The sequence below is a fragment of the Ancylobacter novellus DSM 506 genome, from assembly GCF_000092925.1.
In the GTDB taxonomy this organism is placed as follows: domain Bacteria; phylum Pseudomonadota; class Alphaproteobacteria; order Rhizobiales; family Xanthobacteraceae; genus Ancylobacter; species Ancylobacter novellus.
In genome coordinates this window covers 1251154-1267755 of record NC_014217.1, presented here as the reverse complement: position 1 = coordinate 1267755, position 16602 = coordinate 1251154, and the positions used below count along the sequence as shown (strand labels likewise).

Annotated in this window: 18 protein-coding genes; 6 read left to right on the top strand and 12 right to left on the bottom strand. The window is 65.5% G+C overall.

Annotation, left to right across the window (positions count from 1 at the left end):
- Positions 1-58: 58 nt before the first annotated feature.
- From SNOV_RS06125 to SNOV_RS06115, 3 genes are all read left to right on the top strand, one after another.
- On the top strand, positions 59-664 hold the full coding sequence (locus SNOV_RS06125; RefSeq protein WP_013166044.1) for a TetR/AcrR family transcriptional regulator: 606 nt from the start codon (positions 59-61) through the stop codon (positions 662-664).
- 143 nt (positions 665-807) lie between these two features.
- Positions 808-1185 (top strand): antibiotic biosynthesis monooxygenase family protein, encoded by a 378-nt coding sequence (locus SNOV_RS06120; RefSeq protein ID WP_013166043.1) that lies wholly within the window; start codon positions 808-810, stop codon positions 1183-1185.
- An 84-nt stretch (positions 1186-1269) separates the two neighbouring features.
- Complete coding sequence (locus SNOV_RS06115; RefSeq protein WP_013166042.1) at positions 1270-1743, top strand: methyltransferase family protein; 474 nt, start codon at positions 1270-1272, stop codon at positions 1741-1743.
- 185 nt (positions 1744-1928) lie between these two features.
- Here the strand turns inward: SNOV_RS06115 and SNOV_RS06110 are convergent, their stop codons facing one another.
- On the bottom strand, positions 1929-2783 hold the full coding sequence (locus tag SNOV_RS06110; RefSeq protein ID WP_041782956.1) for a LysR family transcriptional regulator: 855 nt from the start codon (positions 2781-2783) through the stop codon (positions 1929-1931).
- Positions 2784-2888: 105 nt separating this feature from the next.
- On the opposite strand from SNOV_RS06110, the gene SNOV_RS06105 reads away from it, so the two are divergent.
- Complete coding sequence (locus tag SNOV_RS06105; protein ID WP_013166040.1) at positions 2889-3896, top strand: zinc-dependent alcohol dehydrogenase family protein; 1008 nt, start codon at positions 2889-2891, stop codon at positions 3894-3896.
- A gap of 45 nt (positions 3897-3941) precedes the next feature.
- Here the strand turns inward: SNOV_RS06105 and SNOV_RS06100 are convergent, their stop codons facing one another.
- The 3 genes from SNOV_RS06100 to SNOV_RS06090 all read right to left on the bottom strand — a co-directional run bounded on the left by SNOV_RS06100 (position 3942) and on the right by SNOV_RS06090 (position 6823).
- Positions 3942-5060, bottom strand: a complete 1119-nt coding sequence (locus tag SNOV_RS06100) for an L-dopachrome tautomerase-related protein (RefSeq protein WP_013166039.1) — start codon at positions 5058-5060, stop codon at positions 3942-3944.
- Between the two features lie 119 nt (positions 5061-5179).
- The gene (locus tag SNOV_RS06095) at positions 5180-5629 is read right to left on the bottom strand and encodes a GlcG/HbpS family heme-binding protein (protein WP_013166038.1); all 450 of its coding nucleotides are present in this window, start codon (positions 5627-5629) and stop codon (positions 5180-5182) included.
- A 294-nt stretch (positions 5630-5923) separates the two neighbouring features.
- A complete protein-coding gene (locus SNOV_RS06090) occupies positions 5924-6823 on the bottom strand; it encodes a LysR substrate-binding domain-containing protein (RefSeq protein ID WP_013166037.1) in 900 nt (299 codons plus the stop codon).
- 123 nt (positions 6824-6946) lie between these two features.
- On the opposite strand from SNOV_RS06090, the gene SNOV_RS06085 reads away from it, so the two are divergent.
- Both SNOV_RS06085 and SNOV_RS06080 read left to right on the top strand, forming a co-directional pair.
- Positions 6947-7933, top strand: coding sequence for a zinc-dependent alcohol dehydrogenase family protein (locus SNOV_RS06085; protein ID WP_013166036.1), 987 nt, complete (start codon positions 6947-6949; stop codon positions 7931-7933).
- Positions 7930-9117, top strand: coding sequence for an L-dopachrome tautomerase-related protein (locus SNOV_RS06080; protein WP_210160644.1), 1188 nt, complete (start codon positions 7930-7932; stop codon positions 9115-9117). Before SNOV_RS06085 ends, SNOV_RS06080 begins: the two co-directional genes overlap by 4 nt.
- 235 nt (positions 9118-9352) lie before the next feature.
- Here SNOV_RS06080 and SNOV_RS06075 read toward each other — a convergent pair whose 3' ends face one another.
- The 8 genes from SNOV_RS06075 to SNOV_RS06040 all read right to left on the bottom strand — a co-directional run bounded on the left by SNOV_RS06075 (position 9353) and on the right by SNOV_RS06040 (position 15882).
- Positions 9353-10297: an acyltransferase domain-containing protein gene (locus tag SNOV_RS06075; RefSeq protein WP_013166034.1), complete on the bottom strand. Its 945-nt coding sequence runs from the start codon at positions 10295-10297 to the stop codon at positions 9353-9355.
- Positions 10294-11169: a triphosphoribosyl-dephospho-CoA synthase MdcB gene (gene mdcB, locus SNOV_RS06070; RefSeq protein ID WP_013166033.1), complete on the bottom strand. Its 876-nt coding sequence runs from the start codon at positions 11167-11169 to the stop codon at positions 10294-10296. The genes SNOV_RS06075 and mdcB overlap by 4 nt, the downstream gene beginning before the upstream one ends.
- A complete protein-coding gene (gene mdcG / locus SNOV_RS06065) occupies positions 11145-11903 on the bottom strand; it encodes a malonate decarboxylase holo-[acyl-carrier-protein] synthase (RefSeq protein WP_086012066.1) in 759 nt (252 codons plus the stop codon). The genes mdcB and mdcG overlap by 25 nt, the downstream gene beginning before the upstream one ends.
- The gene (locus SNOV_RS06060) at positions 11812-12543 is read right to left on the bottom strand and encodes a biotin-independent malonate decarboxylase subunit gamma (protein WP_013166031.1); all 732 of its coding nucleotides are present in this window, start codon (positions 12541-12543) and stop codon (positions 11812-11814) included. The genes mdcG and SNOV_RS06060 overlap by 92 nt, the downstream gene beginning before the upstream one ends.
- A complete protein-coding gene (locus SNOV_RS06055) occupies positions 12530-13459 on the bottom strand; it encodes a biotin-independent malonate decarboxylase subunit beta (protein WP_013166030.1) in 930 nt (309 codons plus the stop codon). Before SNOV_RS06055 ends, SNOV_RS06060 begins: the two co-directional genes overlap by 14 nt.
- A complete protein-coding gene (gene mdcC / locus SNOV_RS06050) occupies positions 13452-13769 on the bottom strand; it encodes a malonate decarboxylase acyl carrier protein (RefSeq protein ID WP_013166029.1) in 318 nt (105 codons plus the stop codon). Before mdcC ends, SNOV_RS06055 begins: the two co-directional genes overlap by 8 nt.
- 10 nt (positions 13770-13779) lie before the next feature.
- Positions 13780-15450 (bottom strand): malonate decarboxylase subunit alpha, encoded by a 1671-nt coding sequence (mdcA, locus tag SNOV_RS06045; protein WP_013166028.1) that lies wholly within the window; start codon positions 15448-15450, stop codon positions 13780-13782.
- A gap of 78 nt (positions 15451-15528) precedes the next feature.
- A complete protein-coding gene (locus SNOV_RS06040) occupies positions 15529-15882 on the bottom strand; it encodes an alpha/beta fold hydrolase (RefSeq protein WP_081440941.1) in 354 nt (117 codons plus the stop codon).
- Positions 15883-16602: the final 720 nt, after the last annotated feature.

The following is a 16602-nucleotide window of genomic DNA, read 5'->3' as shown; positions in this document are numbered from 1 at the left end:
GCATTTGAACGCTATATTCGATATAGAGTTCGAACGCAATCTAATTAGGAGATCGGCAATGAGGGTCAGTCGGGTGCAGGCGGAGGAGAACCGGCAGACGGTGATCAACGCGGCGAGCCGTCTCTTCCGGGAGCACGGCTTCGACGGCATCGGCCTTAAAGACCTGATGGCCGGCGCCGGCATGACGCAGGGCGCCTTCTACAAGCAGTTCGAGTCCAAGGAGGATTTGGCAGCGCAGGCCTCGCGGCGCGCGCTGGAGGATGCTTTGGGCAGGTGGTCCGCTGCCGCCGCTGCCAATCCCGATGATCCCCTGGCGGCCGTGGTCGACTTTTATCTAAGCCGGGGGCACTGCGCCGAGAAGTCGGATGGCTGCCCGGTCGTTGCGCTCGGCGCGGATGCGGCCCGGCACGGCCCGGATGTGCGGGCCTCGTTCGAAGCCGGGATCAAGGAGTATCTCGCATTGCTGGGCGGCTGGATCGGCGAGGGCGAGGACGGCGAGGCGGACCGAAGGGCCATGGCTGCTCTCGCGACGATGGTGGGAGCGGTGCTGCTCGCGCGTGCCGTCAATGACGAGGAGATGTCGAAGCAGTTCCTGCAGGCCGCGGCGGCGAGCGTCACAGCGCAGGCCGCTCCGGCTCATCTCGATCCCAAGCCAGGCAACTAAAAGGAGCGCATCCCCATGGATGACGTCATCATCATCGGCGGCAGTTTTGCCGGTCTCGCCGCCGCGCTACAGCTCGGCCGTGCCCGAGTGTAAGCAGCATCGATCACGCCAGTTTTAATTTCACAATCGACCGGAGTGCCACCATGGCCGCGGCAAAACCATTCAAAGCTCTAGACGAGAAATTTCCGTTTGACCGCCAACTCGGGATCGCGGCCGCGCCTGTCGTACTCGTCAATGTCTTCACGGTCGATCTCTTCGACGAAGCGGGGTTCCTGGACGCTTTCAAGGCTGCTGCCGAAGTCATAACGAAGCAACCGGGCTTCATCTCCATGCAACTGCACCGAGCGCTCGGTGAAAGCCTGACTTATCTGAACTATGTGGTGTGGGAATCCACCGAGACGGTCCGCGCTGCCTTCGCCGATCCCGAGTTCCTCGCGAAGCTTCCAGCATATCCTTCATCCGTCGTGGCCAAACCGCATTTGTTCCAGAAGGTAGCCGTCCCCGGCTTCTGCACTGCCTGACTTGGGAAATACAGCAAGGCGCGATGACGGGTATCTCGGCCCAGCAGTCGATGGTGGCTTGAGAGTGCAGATTGGAGGATGAGCATGGCAGTCGAACCGGACAGCGCGGGTGTCCGCTTCCCTCCGCCCTTGGTCTATCTGGGAGCGCTGATGCTGGGGCTCGCAGCAGAGCGGTTCGTCCCCCTGAGCTCTTTCGGCATCGACTGGCGGTTGCTGGTCGCGATGGGCTTACTGCTGTTCGTTGCCGGCGCAGCGATGATGCTAATGGCGGCACGTCTGTTCCGACGGCTGGGCACAAACGTTCGGCCAACGCAGCCAACGTCTCTCATCGCAACGACCGGTCCCTATCGTTGGACCCGCAATCCCATGTATTTCGGCATGGCGCTTGTTTATGCCGCCCTTGCGATCGGCTTCGACGGGCCGATTGCCATCGCCTTGCTCCCGTTGGTGCTGATCGTGATCCAGAGTCAGGTGATCGTCCGCGAGGAGCGCTACCTCGAAGCGAAGTTCGGCGACGACTACCGCCGCTACAAGGCCAAGGTTCGCCGCTGGCTCTGACTATCTCGCCGCTGCCACTGCGGAACGGGCTGTAAAGCCATCGGTGGAATTGGCGTTCGAAATCAGTCTGCTTTGCGCCGCCATACCGGACATTCAGAAACACACTTGGCAAAGTCTGCCTATGGCGCGAGCCGCCGGATTGTTCGATCTCGAACATGACGGGGATTGTTCTCGTTGCACTTGGGTCAGGCCCGCGCCAGTCGCTCGATGATGAGGTCCGTCAGGGCGCGCAGACGTGGCAGGCGCCGCAGGTCGCGATGAAAGCCGATCCAGGTATCCCGGGAGGGCGGCTCCTCCCCCAGATCGACCAGCGTGAGGCCCGCGGTCACGTCGCCCAGCGGGCGGGGAAGCACCGCGAGCCCAGCGCCGAGGACGCAAAGACGAGCTTGGATATCCCGGCTGTTGCTGCGGGAGACGACCGTCGCGCGAGGCAGGAGGCGCGTGATCCAGGCGACGTCCGGCATGCCGCCGAAGGCGGTGTCCATCAACACCAGATGACAACCGGCACCATCACCTGCCTGCGGGCGCCAGCGATCGGAGCCGGTATAGAGCCCGTAGCGGATCGTCATGAGCCGACGGGCGATCACCTCCGGCTCGTCGAAGGGAGCGATGCGCATCACGAGGTCGGCCTCGCGCCGCGCGAGGCTGTAGACACGGGCATCCGTCAGCAGTTCGACCGTCACCTTCGGATGGAGGCTGGCGAACTCCGCCAGCACCGGGCTGAGCAGCGTTGTGCCGAACCAGTCCGAGCAGGACAGGCGGAGAAGTCCCTCCAGCCCCCCATCGCTACCCGCAAGCTGCCGCTGCATCGCGAGCGCCTCGTCCTCCATGCGGATGGCGTGCGCATACATCGCCTGCCCTTCATCGGTCAGCACGAAGCCGTCGCTGGTGCGTTGGAACAGCGTGACGCCTGCGGCGGCCTCGAGGGCACGCAGCCGCCGCCCCATGGTTGGCTGGGTCTGGCCGAGGCGCCGTCCCGCGGCGCCAAGCGTGCCCTCTCGCGCAATGGCGAGAAAGATGGGCAGGTCGCTCCACTCCAGCCTGTGCATTCGGGCGCCAAACAATACTGCATGGAGATCATGCGACAAATATAGTCGTCATGCAGATCTGTCGAGGCCAGATGTGGGAGACAAGGAGTCACCCAAATGAGCAGCCCCGACACCATCATGAAGGCCGCCCTCGTCGAGACGGCGAACGGCCCCTTCCGCCTCACCGACATCTCGCGCCCAGCCCTAAAGGCCGGCGAGGTGCTCGTCCGCATCCATGCGAGCGGCGTCAATCCGCTGGACGCCAAGATCCGTGCCGGGGCCGCGGCCCACGCACGCCATCCCCTGCCCGCAGTTCTCGGCCTTGACCTCGCGGGTGTCGTCGAAGCCGTCGCGCCGGATGTCACGCGCTTCCGCCCTGGCGACGAGGTCGATGGCATGACCGGCGGTGTCGGCGGCATCCAAGGCACCCTCGCCGACTATGCCGCCGTCGACGCCGACCTCTTGGCAATCAAACCGACAAATCTCTCCATGCGCGAGGCCGCCGCGCTGCCACTGGTCACCGTCACGGCGTGGCAGGGCCTCGTCGACCGCGCCCACATCCGGCCCGGGCAGACGCTGCTCGTGCAAGGCGGCGCGGGTGGCGTCGGGCACGTCGCGATACAGATTGGACGCGCCTTGGGTGCCGAGGTCTTCGCAACCGGCAGTGCGGCAAGTGCCGATGTCATCCGCTCGTTCGGCGCCACGCCGATCGACTATGCGAGCGAGCGGGTCGAAGACTATGTTGCCCGCCACACCGGCGGCGAAGGCTTCGATTTGGTCTATGACACTGGTGGCGGTGCTGTGCTCGACGCCTCTTTCCAGGCCGTGAAGCGGTTCGGCCATGTGGTCAGCGCCCTCGGCTGGGGCAACCACTCGCTGGCGCCTCTGTCATTCAAGGACGGCACCTATTCCGGCGTGTTCACCTTGGCGCCATTGCTGACCGGCGTCGGCCGCGCCCATCTCGGCGATATCCTGACGCAGGCCACGCAACTGATCGAGGTAGGGAAGCTGCGTCCCCGCCTCGATCCGCGAATCTTCACGCTGGATAGCGTCGCGGAAGCCCATGCCGTCGTCGCAAGCGGGAACAGCGCCGGGAAGATCGTCGTCTCGATCGTCCGCGACTGAACGTGGCGCCCGGGCGGGGCGCGGAGCTCCCGGCGCCGCAGTCCGCTATTTCAGCAGTACCGGTCCGGCATCGATGCGGATGCGGAACAGGACATAGGGCTTCTCGCGCTGGTCCCTGCCCTCGTGGAACTGCGGCTGGCGGTGGAGTTGGTTGGCGGTGAAGTAGAGGTGCCCGTCAGCCGCCACGGAGAGCGTGTCAGGCCACAGGATCCGGGGATCGTGCGCGATGGTGACCCATTCTCCGTCGCTCCCGCGCCGCCGGACGCTGTTGCGCTCGTAGTCGCCGGCGTAGACGCGATCCTTGTCGTCGGCTTCAAGGCCGTCCGAGGCGCCCTTTTCGCCAAGATCGATGACAGCAGCGGCGACCGCCTCATCGGAAGCTGAGCGATCGAGCAGCAGTCGGGTCGGCACCGAATAGAGATGTCGGCTCGACAGGGGACAGTAATAGAGGGTCTCGCCATCGGCCGAGATGGCGATTCCATCCGAGGCGACGGTGAGGGAAGCCGGTGGCTTGCCCTTTTCCCGGACAGCGAAGCGCTCGCCCTCCACCACCGGAATGAAGGCCGGATCGGGCGAGGTCGATACATGGCCGCTCAGCTTGCGCCAGCTCTCGCCGCTGGCGAGGTCGACCACGATGATGCCGCCCGGCCCGCTGATCGAGGAATCGGTGATGTAGGCGACGCCGGTCTTGCCCTTGCGCAGGTCGAAGCGCACGTCGTTCACATAGGTGGTCGGAAGGACGGCCGGACCCGACAGAATGACGGTACGCACGACCTTGTCGGTCGCGAGGTCCACCGCGACGAGCTTCACGGCACCGACCAGCGGTGCGGCGAAGCCCGGCGCGGCCGTGTCGAGCAGCCACAGGCGATTGGCCGGATCGACCACGACGCTCTGCACGCTGCTGAGCGTCTCGGCCGGTCGTGCCGGATCGAAGACATTGGTCGCCGCGTCGGGATAGGGCACGGCCTTGCCGTTCCGGAGCTCGGCCACCGTGAAAGGAACGTCATCACCCCAGCGCGGATAATTGACGAAGATGCGGCCGTCGGCCGCGACGCTCACCCCGGTCGGCATTGCGTCATAGAACTCGAATACCGGCTCGATCTGACCGATGGTGCGGTCGCTCGCAAATTTCTGGCCTGATGCAGTTGAAGCTCTTGCATTCATGCCGTCGTCTCCACGGATGTGAGTTACGACTTGGCGGAAGCCAAGACTGATCGGTATGGTCGCCACCAGTCCCGACACAACGAGAGTGCGCCTAGATAGAGGCATGGCTGTGCCTGAGGTCAGCGCGCGATTGGGTGGTCAGCCGCCAGTGCCGCAACCACGGCATCGCGCCCTGCTTCGGCTACGGCGACGTCCTGTTCGGTGCTGCCGGACCCGACGCCGATCGCACCGACGACACGCCCTTCGTGGATGATCGGCAGGCCGCCGCCGAGATTGACGATGGCATCCCGGCTGGCAATCCCAAGATTGACACCGAACTCGAACGGAATGCCGCCGCCGGGCATGCCGAGTGCCGCAGCGGTGGTGGCCTTGGCGATCGCGGGGTCGCGGGCCAGCGTGGCTGCGCCCTCTACGCGGGCGTAGGCGAGGAGGTGGCCAGCTGCGTCGACGATGGCGATGCATTCGGGCGCACCGAGGTCGTGCGATTTCGCGACGGCGGCGGCGAGGCCGATAGTGGCCGCGGCATAGGTCAGCTGCTTCGACGTCTGCAGCAGTTCAACATTGGGCATCCGTTAGCATCCTTGATTGAAAATGTCAGAACGACGGCGGCATACCCAGCCGAAATAGCAATACCCTCAGGTAAATATGCGCCAATCTATCCGAAAGTCTCTCGCTACGCGGGTCCGCCTCGATAACGGCAAGGAAATTGCAGCGATCAGGTCACTGCACCGCGGATACATACTGCCAAATTACATCACAGACGAAAAACGGATAGTACTAATACCAGCTATTCGAAACCCGGATTGATGTCCGAAATCCGGCCCACTCCGCAGGTACAAGCAAGCGGACCTCGCCGGTGCTGCTCAGTGCCAGCGCAGCAGGGTCGCGTAGTCGGACTGCGCCTTGGACGCCGAGAGGCTCTCGGTCAGATAGGAAAGCAGCGGCCGCACCAGGTCGGATTGCGCCGTCTCCTCTCCCAGCAGGACGATCTCGGTCATCGGCAGGGGCGGCCAGTGTTCAGGCGATTGCAGCACCTGCATGCCGTCCTGCACGAAGGAACGGCCCAGCACCGTCACGCCAAGCCCGCCCTCCACGGCGGCCTGCACTCCCATCAGGCTCGACGCCGTGCAGGCCGCAAACCAATCGCGACGTGTCTCGTCGAGCACCCGCACCATGACCTCCCGATAGGTGCAGGGTGCTCGCAACATGACCAGCGGCACGGGCTGGGAAACATCCGGCGTGAAGTCGGCCGCCGCCATCCACACCAGAGGCTCGCGCCAGATCACCCTCCCGCGCTGGGCGCGTCCATCCTTCTTGGCGATGACGACGTCCAGCGCCTGGGCGTCATAGGCTTCCAGCAGGTCGCAGCTCAACCCGGTCTTCAGCTCGAGATGAACCTGCGGGTAGAGCCGCCGGAAGCGCGCCAGCACGGCGGGGAGCTGGCGCGGGATGAAATCCTCGGCAACCCCGAGCCGCAGGCTGCCCATCGGCGCGGGTTCGAGCAGGCTGCGCACGGTGAGGTCGTTGAGCTCGAGCATGCGGCGTGCCGACACGAGGAACGCTTCGCCGTCCCGGGTCAGGCTGAGCGAACGGCTGGTGCGCTCGAACAGCCGTCGGCCCAGCAGTTCCTCCAGCCGCAATATCTTCTGGCTCACGGCCGACTGCGAGCGGCCCACGACCTCTGCGGCCGCGGTGAAGCCGCCGGTCTCGGCGACGGCCACGAAGGCGCGCAGCAGGTCGATCTCGAGATCAGGATAGCGCATGGACAGCGACCTCCGACGACGATCTAGCTACTTTACAAATCGCTTCTATTACAACAATGCGTTTCTCTAATTGATGATCGGTATTTAGCTTCACCTCGTCAATAGGGACGCGAGGAGAGAGCGATGCGAGCCCAGCTTCTCACAGCTCATGGCGGTCCGGAGAATTTCGAACTGCGGGACGTAGAGCAGCCGATCATCCAGCCGGGCACGGTGCTGGTGCGGATAGCCGCGGCAGCCATCAACCGGATCGACGTGCGCATTCGCGAGGGCCTGCCGATCGGAGCGGATCTGCCCGCCATACTCGGCTCGGATTTCGCCGGCGAAATCGCCGCCGTCGGCGATGGTGTCGATGGCTTCCAACCGGGCGACGAAGTCTATGGCTTTGCGGGAGGCGTGAGGGGCCAGGAAGGCGGCGCGCTTGCCGAGTATATTCTGGCCGATGCGCGCCTCGTCGCGCTCAAGCCGCGCAACCTGCCAATGCGCGAAGCAGCGGCGTTGCCGCTCGTTTCCATCACCGCCTGGGATGCGCTGGATCGTGCCGGCGCCACCGCCGAGGATCATATCCTGGTGCATGGCGGTGTCGGCGGCGTGGGGCATGTCGGCGTTCAACTCGCCAAGGCGCGCGGCGCCCGGGTGGCGACGACCGTCCCCTCGCAGGCCGCCGCTGGGATCGCGCGTTCCCTCGGGGCGGACGACACGATCGATTTCACCCGTGAAGAGGTCGCCGACTATGTCAGGCGCCTGACGGGGGGACACGGCTTCGACGTCGTGGTCGACACGGTCGGCGGTGCTAATCTCGACAAGTCCTTCGAAGCCGCCGGTTTCTACGGCCGCGTTGTCGGCACCGCGGGGCGCAGCACCAACGACCTGTCGCCGATGCATGCCAAGTCGCTGTCCCTCAGCATCGTGTTCGTCATGATCCCCATGCTCTACGGCATCGGGCGGGAACGCCACGGAAGGATCCTGCACGAGCTCGCGGAACTGGTGGAGGGCGGGAAGCTGCGCCCGCTCATAGATGAGCGGCCGTTCACGCTGGAGCAGGTGCCCGACGCCTACCGGTATCTTGAATCCGGACGAGCCACGGGGAAGATCGTCATCGACATCGTTTGACGCCCGCCTTTCGCGGATGGCGCACGCAAGGCGCGATCTGGCTTCCGTCAGCGATCCCCTGCCTACGCGACGATAAGGAGGATGACATGAAACAATCCATCCTGACCGCACTTCTCGCGAGCACACCACTCCTCGCAGCCGCCGCGGTGGTCGCCCAACCGGCGGCGCCGGCGCTCTCCGTGGCGGCCGAAAGCACGCAGATGATCTGGAACGCGGTTGCCGTTGACCGCGGACGCATCTTCGTCGCCGGACCGCGCTGGACCGGCTCCAAAGGACCGGCGTTGGCTCTCCTGGACGCGCAGGGCCAGCCACGGCCCTATCCTGACGCCAGCTGGAATGACTGGCACCCGGGAGCGGATACGGCGTCCGCCTTCGTCAACGTCAACGCCATTCACCTCGATGGCAGGGGCAATCTCTGGGTGGTCGATACCGGCTCGCCGGACTTCGGCGGCGATCCGCTGCCTGGCGGTGCCAAGCTGGTGAAGATCGACCTCGCCACCGACCGGACTGCCCGGATCTATCCGCTCGGCCCCGAGATCGCCAAGCCCGGCAGCTATGTCGACGATATCCGCTTCAAGGGCGAGACCGGCTATCTCACCGATGCCGGCCAGCCCGGCCTGATCGTCTTCAACGCGGTCACGGGCGAAGCCCGTCGCGTACTGGACGGCGATCCATCCACCACCGCACCCGCGGATCGGCCGATCGTCCTCGACGGCACCGTGCTGAAGGGACCGGACGGTTCGCCGCTGCGGGTCAACAGCGATCCGCTGGAACTCTCGCCGGACGGGACCTGGCTCCATTACGGTCCGCTCACCGGCCCCTGGTCGCGCATCGAGACACGCTGGCTCGACGATCCGAACCTCTCGCCAGCCGAACTCGCCAAGAAGGTCGAGCCCTGGGCCGATCTTCCTCCGGTTGGCGGAACCGCCTTGGCGCGGAACGGCGACCTTTACTTCACCGACCTTGCCGACGACTCGCTGAAGCGGCGCGCGCCCGACGGCACGGTGACGATCATCGTCACCGACCCGCGCCTGCACTGGGTCGATGCGCCGTTCATCGATGAGGCCGGATCGATGTGGCTGCCGGTGCCACAGATGGATCGTGTCGCTCTGTTCAATGCCGGGACGTCAAAGACACGCTGGCCGGTCCAGCTCTTTCGCATCGATCTCGGGTTGAAGCCGTGAACCAGCCATATCCCGAGAAGAGCAGAGTCACTGGAGAGAGTTGTCCGCCATGCTGGCAAAGCTCGTGACTTGCCAAGAGCTCCGGTGAAGGGGGGACGATCCTGGGCGGCGCCGATATGCCGGCCCTGCGGAGCCTCGGCCAACTGCAACAGGACCTGCAGAGAGAACTCGAAGGTACGCTCGCCGCCATGATGCCCCGGCCCCAGGGTCATGATCCCGGCCGTCGTCCGGTGATTTACGGCGGGCCGACTGGCGCGACCAACCAGGCGAGAACGCCGCTCGCAGACTTGAAGTCGGCGACGCTGCGACTGGGGATGCCAGGGGCTTGCTCGCTCATCATTCGCGCCAGGGCATCACCGGGACCGAGTTCGAGGATTCGGCTCGGGCGCGCGGCGCGGCAGGCGTCCATACATGCGGCCCAATCGATGGCGGTCGATACCTGTGCGGCGAGCCTGCCGATACCCTCCCCGGCCCGTCGCACGGGCACCCCGTCGACGCCAGCGATCAAGCGAATGCCCGGTGGCACTTCTTCGTCGGTCCGAACGCGCTCGCGCAGAACGTCAAGAAACCGTCCGCTGGCGGCGGCCAGCATCGGCGTGTGCGAGGCAACGTGGATCGGCAGACGGACGGCGTGGCTGGCGCCCTCTTGCCGGGCCTCCGCCAGGGCGTCATCGATGCGGTGAACACTTCCGCCGACGATGAAGTGGGTGGCACCGTTGACGATCGCGACATCGATCTCATGGGCACGGCAGAGGTCATCGATGGATGCGCGTCGAAGGCCGATAATGGCCGCGAGGCCGGAGGCTTCGCGTGTCTCCGCGTCCATAATAGCCGCCCGGCGCATCACCAGGTCGAACGCGGTCGGCACATCGATAAGGCCGGCGATGGCCCATGCGGGCACCTCGCTTGCGCTGTAACCGGCGATGACGAGCGGGCGTGGGAGAGAGGGGCCCAGCACAGCCCAAGCAGCGAGCGTCGCCGTGCAGCACAATATCTGCGCCACGTCATTGCGATGGATGAACTTACCGCCCTGCCTCGCGACGTCGCGTGCATCCCTTCCGCCGAGCGCACGCCTCGCGGCGGCGAAGATCGGCGCGGCGGCGGGCTCGGCGGCGACAAGATCGTACATGCCCGAACCCTGGTTGCCCTGTCCGGAGCAAAGAACGCCGGTGCCGCTCACGACATTCCTTCCAGCGCGTCGAGGAAGATCGTTACCGCCAGAAGGTCGGCGGCGCCGCCGGGGCTCAGGCAACGGGTGACGAAGCGACGGTGGATCGCCATGGCATGATCGAGCCAGTCGGGCCGGCCGACGCTCCCGGCGTCCATAAAATCCTGCGCGTCGCGCCGGGCCAATGCGAGGCCATCGAGACCACCGCGGTGCAGCAGATTGGTATCCTCCATCGAGGCGAGCAGGGCGAAGAAGGCGTGTACCCGTGCGGCCTCCTCGTCCGCCAGAAGGCGACCGGCACGCAGGGCCGGCAGGCCAACGTTCCGCGCGTGCGGGAAACCGGCCGCGGCCTCGGCCCGGGCACCGCCGGCGCTGAACCGTCGCAGCGCGCCGCTACCATGGCTATTTAGCGGGATCGGTCCGCGCCGGATATCCTGCCCCCAGCGTTGGGCAACGGTGGTGGTCAGAAGGTCCACCGAGATCGGCTTCGATGTCGCGATGGCAGCCCCTGTGGCTGCCGACAGCAGGCCGAGCGCGAAGATGGCACCGCGATGCGTATTCACCCCGCCGGTGGCGGCGAGCATGGCCTCTTCCGCCATTCGCCCGATACGGCGCAGCTCGTCCATCCCCACCTGCGCCGCCCCGGCGATGGCGAGGTCGGCATAGTAGGGACGCAGTGCCGCTATGCTGCGCTCGAAGGTTGCGTAGTCCATGTCTTCATGGCTGCCATTGTCGAGCGGGCTGACAAGTCCGGGCTTGGGCCAAGCGTCGAGCTCCGCGGTCAGCGCCTCCGCCGCCAGATCGCCGATACGTTCGGCGTCGACGCGCCTTAAGGCGAGGGGCTCGGATGCCGCCTCGATCAGGGAAACAGGTTTCGTGCGCATCTCAGCTCCGCCCCGTCCAGCGACTTCACCAGTACCCGGTCGTCCGGCCGCTCACGCTGGCCTCGCAGCTCTCGCCAATTCACCCCCTCCCCGTTGGGCAGGATGATCTCCCCGTCGAGTCGGGCGGGCCCTTTCGCGTCGAGCGCTGCTAGGCCATCCAGCAACCCAGGCAGCGGACCGGGGTCGCTCATCGGCCAAAGCAGGTCGACATCGGAACCTGGGCGGAGATAGACCAGTCCCGTCACATGCTGCCAGAGCAGCGCGCCGAAGACGGTCGGCGTGAGCGACAGGCGCTTTGACAGCGCGATCACCGCCTCGAGCTGAGGGCGAAGGTCGGCTGGTGCGGTGGCAAGCGCGTCCGCCAGCGCGACGCCGGGGACCTGGTGCGCCACATGGTGCGGGGCCAGGGTAAAGCCCAGCCTCAGCTTGCCGTGCGACGGCGGCAGCGGCAGGCCGACGGCTATGCCGGTCTCATGCCCCTCGCACGGACGGCGCACGATCAGCGGCCAGCCCCGTTCACACCAGCCTTCGACCAGCCGACGCGGCTCATCAGACAGACGCTCGAGACCTTCGGTGACAGTGAGCGTGGCTCGCCATCCCTCGGGCGTCACCCGCAACAGGTCGTGCCGTGCGTATCGGCCGTCACGCATAATGGTCGCCGCTGGCCCGATCAGCCACCGTGCGGGCGATGCCTGCCGCGACAGTACGGCCGCCGCGCTCGGCACCGAGAGCATCGCGCATGTCCACGGCCGGAAAATTGGCGAGCGTCGCCTCGAATTGCGGGCCAAGCGGCGTTGTCGGATCCCAGAGCTGCGTCACCGCGCCAACCTTGAACATGGAATCGAGACCTGGCGCGAAGACCGGCGTGGTCTTGGAGAGCTCGGTCAGCTTCTCCAGCGGCAGCTTGGTAACCCTTGCCATGGAGGGCAGATCCATCACCGCCGGCTCGGCGCCGGGCAGGCCAACGAGAATATCGGTCGCTCCCGCCGTGGCGAGGAAGGCACCGGCGGCGGCCTTGCCGTAGTTGAGCGCAATCGTCGGATGGCCGTTCAGGCTCGCCAGACGCAGGCATTTGGCGAGGTGCGAAAGGTATTCGTTCAGGCCCAGCATCTCGTCATGGCGCGACATGAGCTGGCCCTCGGTGTCGACGAGAACGAGGATCGGCGTCTTGCCGCCCTCCCCCACCACCTCGAGGACGCGCGCCGCCAGCGGCAACAGGCCGGAAATGCCAAGCGCGTCTCCATCGGCGATACCGATCACCTCGACCGGACTGCCATCGGCCCGCTTGCCCGTGCCGATCACGAGATGGTCGGAGCGTGCTGCTATGTCGTGGCCGTCGGGGAAGAGGCTGTCGAGAATCTCAGCGAGCGTCATGGTCGATCTCCCCCATGGTTGCCGCGACCGCCCGAAAGGCGTCGTCATCCATGTCGGTGATGCCCTGCGGATCGGAAATGCCGAGCGCGGTCCACATGTCGGTGGCGAGGGTGCAGGCGCCGAGCTTCACCACACGTCCGGCGAGCCGCGTATGTTCGGCCTGCAGTCTGGCGAGGTCGAAGGTCGCGGTCCTCTGCATCAACGCCAGCGCGGCCTCCCGGAAGCCGGCAACGCTGTCGTCGACATAGGCGTCGGCGCCGCCGATCAGCCGGCGCGTGCGACCGCCCGTGACGCTCCACACCAGAGCCTTGTCCTGGGAATCGAATTCCTCGACGCCCTTGTTGGTCTCGATCACCTCGGGACCGGTGACGCCGATGCGACCTTGGCCCGAAATGGCGATAGCCGAGCAGGTCGCGGCGGTCAGGCCGGCACCCCCGAAGCAGCCGGCACGCCCGCCGACGAGGGCGATCACCGCGACACCCGCGGCACGGGCCTCGACGATGGCGCGCATCACCTCCGCGACCGCGAGTTCGCCGGCATTGGCCTCCTGCAGACGCACGCCGCCGCTGTCGAGCAACAGCAGGACGGTGCGGGGCAGCTTGTCGTCGACGCTCGCGGCGCGCAGCAGGCCGACCAGCTTGGCGCCGCTCACCTCAGCGAACGTGCCGCCCATGAACTGCCCCTCCTGCGCGGCGATCAGGACGTTCGCGCCGGCGAGCCGGCCGCGCCCAACGATCATGCCGTCGTCGAAGGCGGCCGGCAGGTCGAACAGGGCGAGATGGGGACTGCGCACCCGCTCCGTCGGCGGCAGAAATTCTGTGAAGCTGCCCTCGTCGAGCAGCCCCGCGATGCGCTCGCGGGCGGTGGAAAGGAACCAGCTGGCGGCGTCGATGTCGGAACGGGAGACGTCACTCATGGCCGCTCTCCATTTTGCGCACGCCCTGCATGAGGCGCAGCATCACCGTGTCGGGACGGGCGCCGCCGTCATTGATCGAGATGCGCAGCCCACCAGGCGAGGCTCGCTCCACGAAATCGGCGATGACGGCCTTCCACACGTCGTCGAATCCGCTGACCGGCGTGGCGACCTCCACCGTACACTCCGTGTCGGCCAGAACGCGCTCCAGCAGCACCTCGAGATTGCCGGAGGCGACCACGCCGACGAGGACGTCCGGAGACGAGCCGGGCGCGGCAGAGCGGGTCTTGTGATGGAACTTCAGGTTTTCCATGACCACCTCCTCACCAGTTCCGGAACTTGGCCGGCGGATCGTAGAGATTGCCCGACCAGTGCATCAGCTCCTTGATGGAGCGCGCGGCAAGAAGGCTGCGATTGGCGTCGAGCGGATCGATGCCGAGATCCTCGGGACGCTGGATCACCTTGCGGGCGCGCAATTCCTCCACCATCCGTTTGTCGCGGGCCCGGCCGACATCGGTGTAGCCGGCGATGCCGCGGATCGCCTGCTCGCGCTCGAGGGGCGTGCGGCACAAGAGCAGGTTGGCGATGCCTTCCTCGGTGATGATGTGGGAGACGTCATCGCCATAGATCATCACCGGCGGCAAGGGCAGATCGAGGCTCCTCGCCAGAGCCAGGCTGTCGAGCTCCTCGACGAAAGTCGGGCTCAGTTTGTCGCCGAAGGTCTCGACGATCTGCACCACCAGCTTTCGTCCCCGCGGCAGCGCCTTCGTATCGCCCGCCGCCTCGCGCCCGGCCTGAAGCCAGGGATCGCTGGCATGGCGGCGTCCATGGGGATCGGAACCCATATTCGGCGCCCCGCCGAAGCCGGCGACGCGGTCCTTGGTGAAGGTGGATGAATTGCCGGCGAGATCGATCTGCAGCGTGGAGCCGATGAACAGGTCGGTCGCATAGAGCCCCGCCGACTGACAGTACATCCGGTTCGAGCCCATCGACCCGTCGCGCCCGGTGAAGAAGACGTCGGGTCGGGCCCGCATGTAGTCGTCCATGCCCACTTCGGAGCCGAAACTGTGGATCTGCTCGACCCAGCCGGATTCGATGGCCGGGATCAGCGTCGGATGCGGGTTGAGAGCGAAATGGGTGGCGATCTTGCCCTTCAGCCCCAGCCTTTCGGCAAAGGTCGGCAGGATCAACTCGATGGCGGCCGTGTTGAAGCCGATGCCATGGTTGAGCCGCTTGACGCCGTACGGCGCATAGATGCCCTTGATCGCCAGCATGGCGCCGAGGATCTGCGTCTCGGTGATCTGCGCCGGGTCGCGGGTGAAGAGCGGCTCGATGTAGAAGGGTTCGGGCGCGACGATTACGAAGTCTACGCGGTCGCCGGGAACGTCGACGCGCGGCACCCTGTCCACGAGCTCGTTCACCTGGGCGATGACGATGCCCTGCTTGAAGGCGGTGGCCTCGACGACGACGGGCGAGTCCTCGGTGTTCGGACCCATGTAGAGATTGCCGTCCCGGTCGGCGCAGCGCGCGACGGTGAGCGCCACATGCGGAGTCAGGTCGACGAAGTAGCGCGAGAACAGTTCGAGATAGGTATGGACCGCGCCGAGCTCGATCTTTCCTGCCTTGAGCGCCCGTGCGATGGCGCCTCCCTGCGGCCCCGAATAGGAAAAGTCGAGCCGCTTGGCGACGCCCGCCTCGAACAGGTCGAGATGCTCGGCCAGCACCACGCCAGACTGCACGATGTGAAGATCGTTGACGATCTTGGGATCGACCGCCGCGAGGCTGGCGGCGAGGAAATCCGCCTGCTTCTGGTTATCACCTTCGAGACAGACGCGGTCACCGGGGCGCACCACGGCTTCCAACAGCTTCGTCACATTGTCGGCGGCGACCAGCTTGCCCCTGGCGTAGGCACTCGCGGCAGCCAGCCGCGCCTCGCGCGACTGTCGGGTGCGATCCCACGTTCGTTGCGTCGGACTGCCTGATCGGTTGCTCATTGGCGGCCTCTCACCTGGGCTGAAAGCGCCGCCGACTTGCGGCGGCGCCGGCTTTAGGCACGTCGCGCTGCTCGGGTGTCAGGGAGCCTTCTCTTCCACCTTGCGCGCCGCCTCCGCGATGACCTCTGCGACGCGAGCCGCATGGGACTCATAGACCGAGTGGCTGGCACCTTCGATGACGATGAACGGTGCCTTGGCCCGGTCGCAATAGAAGCACTCGAGATCGGGATTGATGATCTGGTCATTGCCCGCGACGATGCCCCAGGTGGGTTTCATCTTCCAGGCCGCGACGGTCAGGGGTGTCGTGAACACTTCCTTCTTTGCCAGAACCTGGGAGCGTACCTCGAACTTCGCCTGTTCCTCGGGAAGGTCCGGCGCGAACAGCTTCGGAAAGTCGACGGGATCGAGATAGGTGTAGCCGTCCGGCGTCACCCTGACGGCCCCGGGCGTCTTTCTGCGGCGACCTGCACATCCTTGATGTCTTCAGCGTCGGCTTATGCATAATGGTAATCCCGGCGGCGATATACTGTCATCGCACGCCATAATCGTTATTGATTTGCACGTTCCGTGAGGATACCAAGTATAGGCACAACGTTGCGCCTCCAGTATGTTGCTGCGGAACAGCACAACGGATCGGCAAGCGATGATCGACGTCATACTTTAGGCATTGGCACCGATATTCTTCGTCATCGCGACCAGCTCGCGGTGAGATTCCAGCTCGGTTCTGGGCATCGATGTCATCATGCGGCAACTTGCGCTCCGCGCGAATACATGGGCAACCGACCAGGCAATCGTACGCCAGCTATCGGTCGCCACGAATATCTGACGACACTTCGGGTTCACAAGCGAAAGAAGGTCGAATGCGGAAGATATGATCGTTGAACTGGGCAAGCAGGAACTCGACTCGCCCACGACCTATTGGCAATGGGGTACGAGGCCTCGCTGGTCAGTGCCAGGACGCCCGATCGAATCCGGTTCGGTCGAGTAATGTCTATACAGTGCACGTTCAATGCCGCGCTTCATTATACGCGATCTGCGGTTGAACTTCTGGGACTTCGACCCGCCAGCTATCGAAGCGTTGGGCGTGGCCATCGCTGGCCCAGATGGAAGTCGAGAGGTCACATGGGCCGTCAAATTGGATCGTTTCGCGCG

Coding starts and splice junctions, on each gene's coding strand:
- SNOV_RS06060 (WP_013166031.1), bottom strand. CDS start 12,543: ATGACGCTCGCTGAGATTCTCGACAGCCTCTTCCCCGACGGCCACGAC.
- mdcC (WP_013166029.1), bottom strand. CDS start 13,769: ATGGAAAACCTGAAGTTCCATCACAAGACCCGCTCTGCCGCGCCCGGC.
- SNOV_RS06105 (WP_013166040.1), top strand. CDS start 2,889: ATGAGCAGCCCCGACACCATCATGAAGGCCGCCCTCGTCGAGACGGCG.
- SNOV_RS06055 (WP_013166030.1), bottom strand. CDS start 13,459: ATGAGTGACGTCTCCCGTTCCGACATCGACGCCGCCAGCTGGTTCCTT.
- SNOV_RS06100 (WP_013166039.1), bottom strand. CDS start 5,060: ATGAATGCAAGAGCTTCAACTGCATCAGGCCAGAAATTTGCGAGCGAC.
- SNOV_RS06125 (WP_013166044.1), top strand. CDS start 59: ATGAGGGTCAGTCGGGTGCAGGCGGAGGAGAACCGGCAGACGGTGATC.
- mdcG (WP_086012066.1), bottom strand. CDS start 11,903: ATGCTCTCGGTGCCGAGCGCGGCGGCCGTACTGTCGCGGCAGGCATCG.
- mdcB (WP_013166033.1), bottom strand. CDS start 11,169: ATGCGCACGAAACCTGTTTCCCTGATCGAGGCGGCATCCGAGCCCCTC.
- SNOV_RS06090 (WP_013166037.1), bottom strand. CDS start 6,823: ATGCGCTATCCTGATCTCGAGATCGACCTGCTGCGCGCCTTCGTGGCC.
- SNOV_RS06085 (WP_013166036.1), top strand. CDS start 6,947: ATGCGAGCCCAGCTTCTCACAGCTCATGGCGGTCCGGAGAATTTCGAA.
- mdcA (WP_013166028.1), bottom strand. CDS start 15,450: ATGAGCAACCGATCAGGCAGTCCGACGCAACGAACGTGGGATCGCACC.
- SNOV_RS06095 (WP_013166038.1), bottom strand. CDS start 5,629: ATGCCCAATGTTGAACTGCTGCAGACGTCGAAGCAGCTGACCTATGCC.
- SNOV_RS06120 (WP_013166043.1), top strand. CDS start 808: ATGGCCGCGGCAAAACCATTCAAAGCTCTAGACGAGAAATTTCCGTTT.
- SNOV_RS06115 (WP_013166042.1), top strand. CDS start 1,270: ATGGCAGTCGAACCGGACAGCGCGGGTGTCCGCTTCCCTCCGCCCTTG.